The organism is Streptomyces sp. NPDC102451 (assembly GCF_044765485.1).
Lineage (GTDB): Bacteria > Actinomycetota > Actinomycetes > Streptomycetales > Streptomycetaceae > Streptomyces.
Window position 1 is genome coordinate 87,787 of sequence record NZ_JBIWKD010000017.1, and the last position, 13,179, is coordinate 100,965.

General features: G+C 71.7%; 11 protein-coding genes and 1 pseudogene. 11 read left to right on the forward strand and 1 reads right to left on the reverse strand.

What is annotated here, in order from left to right; all coding sequences use genetic code 11:
• The first annotated feature begins 144 nt into the window (after nucleotides 1-144).
• The 3 genes from ACIRD8_RS29830 to ACIRD8_RS29840 all read left to right on the forward strand — a co-directional run bounded on the left by ACIRD8_RS29830 (nucleotide 145) and on the right by ACIRD8_RS29840 (nucleotide 3,513).
• Nucleotides 145-1,908 carry a DUF4153 domain-containing protein gene (locus tag ACIRD8_RS29830; RefSeq protein ID WP_403998236.1) on the forward strand — a complete coding sequence of 588 codons (1,764 nt, stop codon included), beginning with the start codon at nucleotides 145-147 and terminating at the stop codon, nucleotides 1,906-1,908.
• 182 nt (nucleotides 1,909-2,090) lie between these two features.
• The gene (locus tag ACIRD8_RS29835) at nucleotides 2,091-2,801 is read left to right on the forward strand and encodes a ribonuclease HII (protein ID WP_403998238.1); all 711 of its coding nucleotides are present in this window, start codon (nucleotides 2,091-2,093) and stop codon (nucleotides 2,799-2,801) included.
• 67 nt (nucleotides 2,802-2,868) lie between these two features.
• On the forward strand, nucleotides 2,869-3,513 hold the full coding sequence (locus ACIRD8_RS29840) for a hypothetical protein (protein WP_403998424.1): 645 nt from the start codon (nucleotides 2,869-2,871) through the stop codon (nucleotides 3,511-3,513).
• Nucleotides 3,514-3,583: 70 nt separating this feature from the next.
• On the opposite strand, the gene ACIRD8_RS29845 is transcribed toward ACIRD8_RS29840, so the two are convergent.
• The gene (locus ACIRD8_RS29845) at nucleotides 3,584-4,216 is read right to left on the reverse strand and encodes a hypothetical protein (protein ID WP_403998241.1); all 633 of its coding nucleotides are present in this window, start codon (nucleotides 4,214-4,216) and stop codon (nucleotides 3,584-3,586) included.
• 453 nt (nucleotides 4,217-4,669) lie between these two features.
• Here ACIRD8_RS29845 and ACIRD8_RS29850 point away from each other — a divergent pair, with 453 nt between their 5' ends.
• The 8 genes and pseudogenes from ACIRD8_RS29850 (at nucleotide 4,670) to ACIRD8_RS29885 (ending at nucleotide 13,092) form a co-directional block, all read left to right on the forward strand.
• Nucleotides 4,670-6,829 (forward strand): RecQ family ATP-dependent DNA helicase, encoded by a 2,160-nt coding sequence (locus tag ACIRD8_RS29850; protein WP_403998243.1) that lies wholly within the window; start codon nucleotides 4,670-4,672, stop codon nucleotides 6,827-6,829.
• 50 nt (nucleotides 6,830-6,879) lie between these two features.
• A pseudogene (locus tag ACIRD8_RS29855) lies at nucleotides 6,880-7,083 on the forward strand (SMI1/KNR4 family protein); the annotation flags it as partial.
• Nucleotides 7,084-7,097: 14 nt separating this feature from the next.
• Entirely contained in the window at nucleotides 7,098-7,349 is a 252-nt protein-coding gene (locus ACIRD8_RS29860) for a hypothetical protein (protein ID WP_403998439.1), read from the forward strand.
• A gap of 154 nt (nucleotides 7,350-7,503) precedes the next feature.
• Nucleotides 7,504-7,884 (forward strand): FKBP-type peptidyl-prolyl cis-trans isomerase, encoded by a 381-nt coding sequence (locus ACIRD8_RS29865; RefSeq protein ID WP_403998245.1) that lies wholly within the window; start codon nucleotides 7,504-7,506, stop codon nucleotides 7,882-7,884.
• A 112-nt stretch (nucleotides 7,885-7,996) separates the two neighbouring features.
• On the forward strand, nucleotides 7,997-9,337 hold the full coding sequence (locus ACIRD8_RS29870; RefSeq protein ID WP_403998248.1) for a DUF4192 domain-containing protein: 1,341 nt from the start codon (nucleotides 7,997-7,999) through the stop codon (nucleotides 9,335-9,337).
• Between the two features lie 59 nt (nucleotides 9,338-9,396).
• On the forward strand, nucleotides 9,397-10,161 hold the full coding sequence (locus ACIRD8_RS29875) for an NUDIX domain-containing protein (RefSeq protein ID WP_403998250.1): 765 nt from the start codon (nucleotides 9,397-9,399) through the stop codon (nucleotides 10,159-10,161).
• Between the two features lie 146 nt (nucleotides 10,162-10,307).
• Nucleotides 10,308-12,044 carry an ATP-binding cassette domain-containing protein gene (locus ACIRD8_RS29880; RefSeq protein ID WP_403998252.1) on the forward strand — a complete coding sequence of 579 codons (1,737 nt, stop codon included), beginning with the start codon at nucleotides 10,308-10,310 and terminating at the stop codon, nucleotides 12,042-12,044.
• 181 nt (nucleotides 12,045-12,225) lie between these two features.
• A complete protein-coding gene (locus ACIRD8_RS29885) occupies nucleotides 12,226-13,092 on the forward strand; it encodes a FadR/GntR family transcriptional regulator (protein ID WP_403998427.1) in 867 nt (288 codons plus the stop codon).
• Nucleotides 13,093-13,179 lie beyond the last annotated feature (87 nt).

A 13,179-nucleotide genomic window follows, 5' to 3' on the forward strand; every position in this document is an offset into this window, starting at 1 on the left:
CCGACCGGCCGAACCGCTCGCGCGGGACTTACTCTTTCGGCCACGCCGCCCTCATCGATCTTGGTGGGCGTGCGCCTAGAGACGCCGGGGCCTTCGCGCCGCGATGTGGCCGTGCGAGCGGACCCCGGTGGGGGGAGGGGTCCCATGTCCGATCAGTCGTCCGACGCGTCCAGCAGGCCCGAGGCGTCACCGGAGTCCGGCGAGGACGCGGTCGTCACCGCTTCCGGCGCCGCGCCCGGGAGCGCCGGCCGGGCGAAGGCGGCGGGGAGGCCGGCGCGGGCCTCCACCCCGCCGGTTCCGCCGCAGAACGACGGCCCGGATGTGCCGACGGTGCCCTCCTACCTCAAGGCGCCGCCCGGGACGGATGTCTGGCAGCGCCCCGGACGGCACCAGCCGGTCGGCCTGCTGACACGGCTCCGGCCTCCGGCCCCGCCCGCCATCGGGCCGGCGACGCTCGGGGCGGTCCTCGCCACGGCCCTGCTCAGCGCCCTGCTGCTCGGCGACGGCCTGGGGCCCAATCTGCTGATCGTGGCCGTGCCCGCCGCCCTGGGGGCGTTCTTCGCCGCGCGCTCGGCGGGGCGAAGGCTGCGGCCCTGGACCGCCGTCTGGGCGGTGGGCGGCCTGGCGCTCCTGGCGATTCCCGCGCTCCGGGAAGCGGGGTGGCCGGTGTTCCTCGCCGTGGTGTCGGCCCTCGCCCTGGGCTCGCTCGCCCTGCACGGAAGCCGCAGCTGGCCGGGCGTGCTGCTGGGGTCGCTCGGGCTGTTCCCCTCGGTCGCGGCGGGTGTGCGCTGGGGATGGCGCGGGGTGCGCGACCGCGCGGACGACTCCCGGGGGCGGGTACGCACCGTGGTGCGGAGCACGGCGGTGGCCGTCGTGCTGCTCGTCGTGTTCGGCGCCCTCTTCGCCTCCGCGGACGCCGCCTTCGCCGACCTGCTGGGAAGCCTCACCCCCGATGTGTCGGTCGGTGACAGCCCCTGGCGCGTCTTCCTCTTCGCACTCGGACTCGTCGGAGCGCTTGCCGCCGCGTACAGCGCAGCCGCGCCGGTGCGCTGGGACGGCATCACCGTCCGGCCGGGCAAGGCCAGGAACAGGGCCGAGTGGGCCCTCCCGCTGATCGTGCTCAACCTGCTCTTCGCCGCCTTCATCGCGCTGCAGCTCGTCGTTCTCCTCGGCGGGTACGACAAGGTGCTGGAAGAGACCGGCCTGCTGCCCGCCGAGTACGCCCGGCAGGGCTTCTGGCAGCTCCTCTGGGCCACCGTGCTGACGCTGATCGTCATCGCTCTCGCGCTGCGCTGGGCCCCGCGCGGCGGACCTCGCGACCGGGTCCTGGTCCGAAGCGTCCTCGGCGCCCTGTGCGTCCTCACGCTCGTCGTCGTGGCCTCCGCGCTGCGCCGCATGGACCTCTACGTCGATGCCTTCGGGCTGACCCGGCTGCGGATCTCCGTGGCCGCCGTGGAGCTCTGGCTCGGTGTGGTGCTGGTCCTCATCCTCGCGGCCGGCGTCTTCGGCGCCAGGCTTCTGCCGCGTGCGATCGCCGTGAGCGCGGCCGTCGGTGTGCTCGCCTTCGGTCTGATCTCGCCCGACGGACTGATCGCCCAGCAGAACGTCGAGCGGTACCGCAGCGACAGGACGATCGACATCGACTATCTCAAGGGGCTCTCCGCGGACGCCGTACCGGCTCTGCACGAACTGCCGGAACCGCTGCGGTCCTGTGCGCTGGAGAACTTCCAGCGCGAACTCACCGCCCTGGACGCTCCGTGGTACGCCTCCAGCTGGGGTGAGGTCAGGGCCCGGGACATCCTGGAGAAGCACCCTGCGCAGAGCCACGAGGTCGATTGCTACCGCCTCGGAACGAAGTCGGACGGGCGGGAAGGGCACGAGGGCGAGAACTCCTACGACCCGTACTGAGCAGGCCGTCCGCCACCTCCGATGGGGCCGCGCGGTGGACTCACCTCCGCCTCCGGCCCCTCCGGCGGCCCTCCCGGCGCACCGGACGGTGGGGTTCCGGATATGGCCGGACACGTCCGGGGGCGCTGCACGGTGCCCCGGGGTGTTCTTGCCGTATCCATCGGCGTAACCTGGCAGGCGCCATGCCGTACGAACCACCCACGCACACCGTCGAGCGCTCGCTGCGCGCCACATCCGGTGCCAGAACAGTCGCAGGTGTCGACGAGGTCGGACGCGGAGCGTGGGCCGGCCCCGTCACCGTGTGCGCGGCCGTCACCGGACTCCGCCGACCCCCTGAGGGCCTCACCGACTCCAAGCTGATCAGCCCGAAGCGCCGGGCGGAGCTCGCACCCATGCTCGAAAAGTGGGTCACGGCCTACGGGCTGGGGCATGCGTCACCCCTGGAGATCGACGACCTCGGCATGACCGCGGCGCTCCGTCTGGCGGCCGTCAGGGCGCTCGACGCGCTGCCCGTGCGACCGGACGCCGTGATCCTCGACGGCAAGCACGACTACCTCGGAACGCCCTGGAACGTCCGTACCGTGATCAAAGGCGACCAGTCCTGCATCGCCGTCGCCGCGGCCTCGGTGATCGCCAAGGTCCGCCGCGACACGATGATGGCCGAACTGGGCGCGGACACGGGGCAGTACGCAGACTTCGCCTTCGGCGCGAACGCCGGTTATCCGTCACCGGTACACCGGGCCGCGCTGGAGGAGCGGGGACCTACGCCTCACCATCGCCTCAGCTGGGCCTACCTCGACGCGCTGCCCAAGTGGCAGCACCTGAAGAAGGTCCGATTCTCCGCCGAGGCGGCGGCACTGGAAAGCGGGGGTCAGCTCGGCTTCGACTTCTGATCGCACAGGCGCCCCAACCGCCGGCGTGTTCGCGTCGGCTGTCAAAGACAACCATTCATGCCTCTCAATCCCCGAGGAGCCTCAGATTCCCGAGAGCGCCCAGGGTCCCCGCGTCACGCCGGCCGCCGGCCGCACCGCGCCGACCCCCCGTCCCGTACCCGGCCCGCGTTCCGCGGCCACACCGCGTCCCGGAAGCCCGGGCCGCGGCCCCGCGAGGCCCGCGCCCCCGGCGCCGCGCCCGCACCCCGCTGCCGCCTCTCCCGCTGCTCCGGCTCCGGCCGTTCCTGCTGCTGCCGGGCGGAAGCTGCCGGAAGACCGTTCCGCAGCACAGTTCCAGCTGATCCCGGCTCCGGCCGGCGGTGCGGTCGACGCCGCCGACGAAGCCGTCGACCTGCTGCTCGACTCCGGGCGGGCACCCGGCGACATCCTGGTGCTCACCACCGGCGAACAGCACGTCTGGGCCGCTCACGAGCTCTCCTTCGGAGAGGCCGCGTACTGGGCCCAGCACGACGCGGGTGACGACGTCTTCTTCGCCCGCACGGCGAACGCCGACCGCTGCGCGACCCGCGCCGTGGTCGTTGTCGCGGTCAACGGTGACCTCGACGAGGCGGCTGCCCGCGCGCTGTCCGGTGTGCGGGAGCGCGCCGGTGCGCTGCTGATCGTGTGCGGGGACCCGCAGACGGTCAACTCGGCTCTCGGCGCGGGAGTCTGAGCTCTCCGTCGGTGGGTCCCGTCCGTGGGTCCCGGCCGTCCACGAGGACGGCCGGGACCCACGGCCCGTTTCACCGGGCGGCGGTCCGCCGCAGGGCTTCGGCCGCCCCGCCCCCGGTGCTCAGCGGAACGGGGTCATGGTCGGTGGAGGTGTCCGCCAGGGCCGACGGTGTGGACAGCAGCGTCGGCCTGCGGCCACCCCGGCCCTCGCCGAGCACCTGCCAGCCTCCACGGGTCAAGGTGATGTAGGCCCCGCAGCGCAGGCCGTGCAGTGTGCAGGCGTCCCTCAGCCCCCACATCCACGCCCCGTCCTCCTCCGTCCAACGCTCGTCGCCCTCGCGGCAGTAGAGCAGGACGGCGGTACGCACCGGAGTGCGGCGGCGCAGATCGTGCGGGATCACCCGGCGCAGATGCGCCAGGAGGGCATTGCGGAACTCCCAGCCGTCCGTGGCCACGGTGGACCGCCGGGCGAACGAGGCGCTGGCCGTGAGCCGTTCCTCATGGTCGAGGACGGCGACGACCGCGGTCGCCGGGGTCGGCCGGTGCCGTGCGTGGAGCCCGCTGACGACCTCACGCGGACTGCGCAGCAGTGGTATGCCGGCCGCAGCCCACTCGGCCGGTTCGAGCATCCTGGCGACGTGGTTGACGGAGCCCGCGGACGCCGACAGTGAAGTGGCTGCGGACGGAGCGAATCCGAAGGTCACGGTCCTCCCTTCGCTACGCGCCCACGGTGCGGGCAGGGTCGAGTGAGGGCGCGCCGCGGCACAGCCCTTCCGGGCCCGCGAAGAGACCGTGCGGGGAGCGACTCCAATTCTTCCTGTCGTATCGGCAGGCGGCAACGAGCAATTGGCGCGGCTGACGGGTATCTGACGGAATGACACGGATATCCCTGCCCGTATCCCTTCCCGTTCGACGGCGAACGAAGCCATGCGTCCTGCCCGGACTGCGAGGACCAGCGGAAACACCCCCTCCGCTCGCGCGCGTCGGAGCTGGGGCATGCGCCGCCCGGCCCGGGCGAGGACATCGGGAGTCCGGCGGACCTGATCCCCCGGCTGATCCGGGGCCACGGTTCGTGTGGGGCGGATCCACTCTTCGTGACCCCTCCGCCACGGTGGGTGGATTCGCTGATTGTCAGTGCCATCGGGTTGCATGGGGGCATGGACACCCTGGAGCTCCGCACTGAAGCCGACACCGTCCTCGCTGAGCTGGTCGGCGCCCCCGCGGGGTCGGCGCGGCTGCGGGAGGACCAGTGGCAGGCCGTGGCGGCCCTCGTCGAGGAGCGCCGCCGCGCGCTCGTGGTGCAGCGCACCGGGTGGGGGAAGTCGGCAGTCTATTTCGTGGCCACCGCGCTGCTGCGGCGGCGTGGAGCCGGCCCCACGGTGATCATTTCGCCGCTGCTGGCGTTGATGCGCAACCAGGTCGAGGCGGCGGCGCGCGCAGGAATCCAGGCGCGCACGATCAACTCCGCCAATCCCGAGGAGTGGGAAACGATCTACGGGGAGGTGGAGCGCGGGGAGACCGACGTTCTTCTCGTGAGCCCGGAGCGTCTCAATTCCGTGGACTTTCGTGATCAGGTGCTGCCGAAGCTTGCGGCGACGACCGGTCTGCTGGTGGTGGACGAGGCGCACTGCATTTCCGACTGGGGCCACGATTTCCGGCCTGACTACCGGCGGCTGCGCACCATGCTGGCGGAGCTGCCGGCGGGAGTTCCCGTGCTCGCCACGACGGCCACCGCCAACGCCCGCGTGACCGCGGATGTCGCGGAGCAATTGGGCACCGGCGGCAAGGACGCCTTGGTGCTGCGGGGGCCGCTGGACCGGGAAAGCCTTCGCCTGGGGGTGCTGGAGCTGCCGAATGCGGCGCACCGGCTCGCGTGGCTGGGGGAGCGGCTCGGGGATCTGCAGGGTTCCGGGATCATTTACACGCTGACGGTGGCGGCGGCTGAGGAGGTCGCAGCGTTTCTGCGGCAGCGTGGATATCCGGTGGCTTCCTACACGGGGAAGACGGAGAACGCCGACCGGCTGCAGGCGGAGGAGGATCTGCTGGCGAACCGGGTCAAGGCCCTGGTCGCCACGTCCGCGCTCGGAATGGGCTTCGACAAGCCCGACCTCGGCTTCGTGGTGCACCTGGGGTCGCCCTCGTCCCCGATTGCCTATTACCAGCAGGTCGGGCGTGCGGGGCGTGGTGTCGATCATGCCGATGTCCTGCTGCTGCCGGGGCGGGAGGACGAGGCGATCTGGGCGTACTTCGCTTCGGTGGGTTTCCCGCCCGAGGAGCAGGTGCGGCGCACCCTGGACGTCCTGGAGAGCGCGGGTCGTCCGTTGTCGCTGCCGGCGCTGGAGCCATTGGTGGATCTTCGGCGTTCGCGTCTGGAGACGATGCTGAAGGTCCTGGACGTGGACGGGGCGGTCAAGCGCGTGAAGGGCGGCTGGACCGCCACAGGTCAGCCGTGGGCGTACGACGCGGAGCGGTACGCCTGGGTCGCGAAGCAGCGGGCCACGGAGCAGCAGGCCATGCGGGACTACGTGGCGACCACCGGCTGCCGCATGGAGTTCCTGCAACGGCAGCTCGATGACGAGAAGGCGGTCCCCTGCGGTCGCTGCGACAACTGCGCCGGCCCCTGGCTCGATCCCGCCGTCTCTTCCGCGGCCCTCGCGGCGGCGACGGGCGAGCTGGACCGGCCGGGCGTCGAGGTCGAGCCCCGCAAGATGTGGCCGACCGGCCTCGCCGCGGTCGGCCTTGACCTCAAGGGCCGCATCCCCGCAGGACAGCAGGCCGTCACCGGGCGCGCGTTGGGCAGGTTGTCGGACATCGGCTGGGGCAACCGCCTGCGCCCACTCCTGTCGGCGCAGGCGGCGGACGGGCCGGTCCCGGACGACGTACTGAACGCCGTCGTGACGGTGCTGGCGGACTGGGCCCGCTCGCCCGGCGGCTGGGCCAGTGGCTCTCCTGACGCGGTGACCCGGCCCGTCGGCGTCGTGGCCATGCCCTCCCGCACCCGCCCCCAGCTGGTCGGCTCCCTGGCCGAGGGAGTGGCCAGGGTCGGCCGTCTCCCGCTCCTGGGCAGCCTGGCCCACACCCCGCACGCCGACGAGTACACGGCGCACCGAAGCAACTCCGCCCAACGGCTGCGCGCCTTGGCTGACTCGTTCACCGTGCCCGACGAACTCGCCGCTGCCTTGGCCGGCACGCCTGGCCCGGTGCTGCTCGTCGATGACTACACCGACTCCGGATGGACCCTGGCTGTGGGCGCACGCCTCCTGCGCCAGGCCGGAGCCGATCAAGTGCTCCCGCTCGTCCTGGCGCTCGCCGGGTAGCCGCTCCGGGGCCTCGGAGAGTCCGACGGACAGCCCTTGGCCTCACCCTTATGACGACCGACTGGATAGCGGAAGCACAACGCGTTGCCCGGGGGCGGCGGGGCTTTGACGAGCTCAGCTCTCCCACCTCGCGGCAGAGCGCCGGCCCGGCGGTGCCGCTGTCCGAAGCGGAGATCAGCGAAGCGGAGGTGGAGCTGGGCATCGTGTTCCCGGCCCAGTACCGCGCGTGCTTGCTCCGTCAGGACGCCGGCGGCGCGGTGAACCGTCTGTGCCGATCCGCGACGGGCCGGGGCTGGCACGCGAGGTGTTCCAGGAGCGCAAGACGTCCGGCGCTGTATTCCTCCAGGACAACGGCTGTGGCTTCTCGACCCTGCTCGTTGTCACCGGTCCGCACCACGGCTCACTGTGGTTCGACGGCCGGGCAACCTGCGACCAGATCCTGCCTCTGAACCTGGATGATCAGCCCGTGTCCTTCACGGACTGGCTCGCGCGAAGGTCCATGGACCTGGTCGGCTGGTGAACGCTCTCGCCCACCGATCAGAACGCAGGGCCAATCCTGGGGCGGGTCAGGACGTCGAGGCGTTCACGGCAGCATGATGATCTACTGCACGGAGTGACCATGCGCCTGGCTGGTCTGTACGAGGGCTTCCGGCGGCGAGCGAATGAAGGTTGCAATGAGTGAACTGACGAAGCCCGAGATCGGCCTTCCGGAGGGTGACGCTCCCACCGAGCTGACGATCCGTGACCTCGTCGTCGGGGACGGGCTCGAGGCGAAGCCGGGCAGGGTCGTCCAGGTTCACTACGTCGGGGTCACCTTCGAGTCAGGTAAGGAATTCGACGCCTCCTGGGACCGGGGCCGGACGTTCAAGTTCGCTGTGGGCGGTGGCAAGGTCATCAAGGGCTGGGACCGTGGGGTCAGAGGGATGAAGGCCGGCGGCCGACGGGAGATCATCGTTCCTCCGCGCCTCGGCTACGGCAACCAGTCACCCTCGCCGTTGATCCCGGCGGGCTCGACACTCGTCTTCGTGGTGGACCTGCTCTCCGTCGCGGTCTGATGCCCCCATGCAAGCCGATGCCTACGACAAACCGCGAACGGCGACCCCGCCCCTGTGGATAAGTTATCCACAGGGGGTCGCGGAAATCGGCGGACCGCGGGACGGTCATGCCATGAACAAGCACGACGAAAACACCGAACCGTCCGAAACGCAGCAGGTCACACTGCGAGGTCCCGCCGAACTCGCCGATGCCCTTCCGTACCTGATGGGTTTCCATCCGAACGACAGCGTGGTCATGGTGGCCCTGCACGGCGGCCGGGGCCGTTTCGGCGGCAGGCTCAGGCTGGGGATTCCGCCCGAGCCGGAGGAGTGGGCGCCGGTCGCCGACCACCTGGCGCGCAGCCTGATCACGGGGAGCGAGAGGCGCGATGCGCGACCTGACGCGATCGTCGTCTACCTCTGCCAGGACCCGGCCGAGGGGGAGAGTGCTCCCCGGACCATGGAGCGCCTGAGGCCGCTCGCGCAGCATCTCCGTACGGCCTGCGGGGCGCTGGACGTTCCCGTGCTCGAGGCGCTCTGCATCTCCGACGGCCGTTACTGGTCCTACTGCTGCCCGGATGAACGCTGCTGTCCACCCGAGGGCAACCCGCTGGCGCTCCCGGGGACCACGGTGATGGCGGCCGCCGCCGCGTACGCCGGGGTCCAGGTGCGGGGGTCGCTGCGTGACATGGAGGCGCGGCTCATGCCGTGGGGCTCCTCCGCGGTGGCACAGGAGCAGGAGCGGGCTCTGGACTCGGCGGGTGCCGTGCTGGTGTCCCGGATCCTCGACGTCGACGGGCGCGGTGCGGTGTCGGAAGAGACCCTGACGCTCGCACGTGACCTCATGGAACGCCTCGGTGACGCGCCCGCTCCCGGGTCCGCCGGGACGGACGGCGGGGACGACGGCCTGATCACACCCGATGAGGCGGCGGCTGTGATTCTGGGCCTTCAGGACCGCGAGACCAGGGACCGGGCCGCCGAGTGGATGGAGGGCCCCGAGGCCGGGACCGCGCTCCGGCTGTGGAGCGCGCTCGCCCGTCGGTGTGTCGGCCCGTACGTGGAACACGCCGCGGCGCCGCTCACGCTGGCTGCCTGGGTCTCCTGGTCCACCGGCGACGAGTCGGGTGCCCGGGTGGCACTGGGGCTTGCCCTGCGGGCCGATCCCGACTACACGTTCGCCCAGCTGCTCCACCAGGCGTGCAATCAAGGCCTGGATCCGGAAACGCTGCGCCGCTGTCTCCGTGGGGAGCGCACCCTGCGTGAGGGCGGAGGCGACGGGGGGCCTCGGGAGCGCGGTGCGCCGAGTGCAGAGCGACGGAGCGGGCCACGCGCTCCGCGTACTCCGGCCGCCAGGCGCAAACGAGGAACGGCGGACCGGCCGGGCGCCGCCTCTCGTCCGGGCAACGCTGCGAGCCGGGGCCGGGGCCGGGACATCCCGCGGCTGGGCCACCGTGGCGCCAGGAGCCGCGACTGACGTGGAACCGGTGTGACGAAGGGAGTGTTTATCGTCAGGAAGACGACTATGATTTCGGCATGCCGCCCTACGACCCGTCGACCTTCCCGCCCTTCGCTGTCACCGTCGACCTGGTTGTCCTGACGGTGCGACGTCACGCCCTCTGCGCGTTGGTGGTCCGCCGTGGTGAAACGCCTTTCCAGGGGCGGTGGGCGCTACCGGGCGGATTCGTCAGGGCCGATGAGGATCTCGGTGCGGCGGCTGCGCGTGAACTCGTCGAGGAGACCGGGCTCTGCGCGCACGACCCGGCGGTCCCGTCCGTCGGGAACGGGGCCCATCTCGAACAGTTGGCCACCTACGGTGATCCGGGGCGCGATCCCCGGATGAGGGTCGTCAGCGTCGCGCACCTCGCGCTGGCGCCCGACCTGCCGGCCCCGCGGGCGGGCGGGGACGCGAACAGTGCCCGCTGGGCATCGGTCGAGGACCTGCTCGGGCCGGGGGGTGGCTTCGCCCGCGACGGTGAGCAGTCCGCGCCGCTGGCCTTCGATCACGCGAGGATCCTCGACGACGGGGTGGAGCGCGCCCGCTCCAAGATCGAATACTCCTCGCTGGCCACGGCGTTCTGCCCGCCGGAGTTCACGGTCGGCGAGCTGCGGAGGGTGTACGAGGCGGTGTGGGGTGTGGTCCTCGACCCCCGGAATTTCCACCGCAAGGTCACGGGCACGCCCGGCTTCCTGGTGCCGTCCGGAGGGACGACCACGCGGCAGGGAGGCCGTCCCGCACAGCTGTTCCGGGCCGGGGCGGCGACCGTGCTGAACCCTCCCATGCTGAGGCCGGAAGTCTGAGCGGGGTCCGTTCCGCGGGCTCACGACGAGCGCACCCGCGGAACGCCCACAGAAGCACCGTTGCGCAAAAAGTCTGAAATGTCGCGTTATCTTGCTGAGGTACTCCACCCTGCCGCCGAGCGGTCTCACCCTCAGCGAGAGAAGCGATGCTCCAGGCCATCGGACTCACCAGCACCCCCCGCCGCGACCGTCCGCCCGCCGTGGGCGACCTGACCTTCGAAGCTCCGCCCGGCAGCGTCACCGCGCTCCTCGGCGCTCCCGGCTCCGGCAAGACCACGGCCCTCCGTCTGATGCTCGAACTCGAAGGGGGCAGGGGCGTCACCTACTTCAAGGGCCGCCCACTGCACCGCATCGGCCACCCCGCCCGTGAGGTCGGGGTGCTGCTCGGGGACGTGCCGGGGCACCCCGCACGCACCGCGCGCGGTCAGCTCCGCATGTTGTGCGCCGCAGCGGGAGTCCCCGCGTCGCGAGCCGACGAACTGCTCGAGGTCGTCGGCCTCGCGGGGCTGGGGGACCAGCGCATCGGAACCCTCTCGGCGGGGATGGACCGGCGGCTCGGCCTCGCCTCGGCGCTGCTCGGTGACCCCCATACGCTCGTGCTCGACGAGCCCACCCAGGGTCTCTCGCCACGTGAGAGGAGCTGGCTCCACGGTCTGCTCCGCGCACACGCGGCCGAGGGCGGCACGGTCCTGCACACGACCGGCGACCCCAAGGAGGCCGCTCGCGCGGCCGACCGTGTCGTGACCATCGACGAGGGGCGACTCGTCGCCGACCAGGATGTCGCGGACTTCTCCCGCACCCGCCTGCGGCCCCGGGTCGCCGTGCGGACCCCGCACGCGGCACGGCTGGCCGCCGTGATGAGCCGTGAGGCCCGAGCCGCCCAGCGCTCCGTCGAGGTGGTCGCCGAGGGCGGCAGCCGGCTGTCGGTGTACGGCAGCAGTTGTGCGGAGGTCGGGGACACGGCGTACCGGCACGGCCTTCCCGTCCATCAACTCGCCGACGAGACGGGGGACGCGGGCCCGGTGGCCGCTCCGGTGAGGACCGTCCTGCCGGGGCCCGCCTCGGCGGTGGCGATCTCGAAGCTGCCCCCGCCGATCCCCGTACGTCCGGCGCGTGGCCCGCTCCGCCCCCTGCGGTACGAACTGCGCCGGCTCTTCGGTGTCAGGACAACCACCCTGATCATGGCGGCCGTTCTGGTCGTCTCGGCTGTCCTCTCCGTGCTGCTGGCCCGTTCCGGCAGGGCGCCCCTGCCGGAACTGCTCGTGGCCTGGCCCGATCTGCTGCCGCTGCCGCCCGCCGCGTTCGCCGCCGGGCTGCTGGGTGCCCTCTCCTTCGGCGACGAGTTCCGCTACCCCGCGCTCGCCGCGGGCAGGGGGACGGTCCCGCGCCGTCTCGGTCTCCTGCTGGCCAAACTGGTGGTGTCCGCGGGCGTCGCGCTGCTCCTCGCCCTGCTCTCCGTGCTGGCGGACGCCGAAGCGCTGCACCTCGTCTACGGCGCAGACTTGGTGACCGTCCCGGCGAACGCGCCGCAGCTCGCCGCCAGTTGGGCAGGCCTGTCGGTCGGGTGCGCCTGGGCCGGGCTGCTGGGGGCCGGTGTGTTCCGGCTGGCCGCTGCCGGCGTCGCGGCCGTACTGGCGGTTCCCGTCCTCGTCGTACCGCTGATGCAGAAGCTCCTCACGGGGCCGTCCGCCCGTTCGGTCACCGGTCTGCCGGGCCGGCTGCGTGAACTGGGGTGGGCGCAGTGGCCGTACGAGACGGACCGCTGGGCCATGGCCGCGGTGCGGGTCGTGGCCCAACCCGTGGGGCTGGCGCTTTCCTTGTCGTTGTCTGCCTTGATCTGCGCGTATGTGTTCACCAGTCTTCGAGGGAGAGCCCGTTGGTGACCGTTTCACCGGGACTCGTCAGCTGCATACGGACAACTCCCCTGAAAAGGCGTGATTTCTACCGATAACGCGTCAATTGAGGGGCGGGTGCCGATCACCCTTTCGTGTGCTTTTCAGCAAAGACCTCAAGGGCCGGGTGAGCCGCGCCGACAAAGGATGCGTGAGTACCCTTGCGCACACCATGATGACCGCCGCCCGCTCCGCCGACTCCGGCCTCGCCGGCCCGGGCGAAATCGACCGTTACCCGTACACGGAGACTCCGGCCGGCGAGCGCGCCGCGCTCCGTTCCTGGGGCGGCACCGAATCCGAACTGGGGCGGGCGGGCCGACGCGGCACGGCCAGCCGTGGCCGTGGACTTCACGGCCAGCTGGTCCAGCAGCTCGGCCAGATGATCGTTTCCGGTGACCTCGGCGCCGACCGGCCGCTCGTCCCGGAGGAGATCGGCCAGCGATTCGAGGTCTCCCGTACCGTTGTGAGGGAGTCCCTGCGCGTTCTCGAGGCCAAGGGCCTGGTCAGTGCCCGGCCCAATGTGGGCACCCGGGTGCGCCCGGTGAGTGACTGGAATCTGCTGGACCCCGACATCATCGAATGGCGGGCCTTCGGTCCGCAGCGCGATGACCAGCGCCGCGAACTGGACGACCTCCGGTGGACCATCGAGCCGCTCGCCGCCAGGCTGGCCGCCGGTCACGGGCGCGAGGACATTCAGCAGCGCCTCGGCGACATGATCGAGATCATGGGGCACGCGATGGGCCAGGGGGACGCCATCACGTTCTCCCGTGCCGATGCAGAGTTCCACGCCCTGCTGATTCAGGCGGCGGGCAACCGCATGCTCGAGCACCTCTCCGGGATCGTGTCGGCGGCCCTGCATGTTTCGGGCGGGCCCGTCACCGGCTGTGACCGTCCCGCCGAGGCGTCCCTCGGGCACCACGCGCGGATCGCGGAGGCCCTCGCCTCGGGTGACTCCGCCGGAGCCGAGGCCGCCATGCGGCAGCTGCTGGTCGGTCCCGCCGACAGCGAGCGCGTGGTTCCCGCGCCTCGCGAGCACTGAACGCCGCAAGGCCGGGGTATGCGGACCGTGTGCCGCCGGACCTTCGCGGTTCGGCGGCGTGTTTATACGGAGATGTGACCTCTGCGC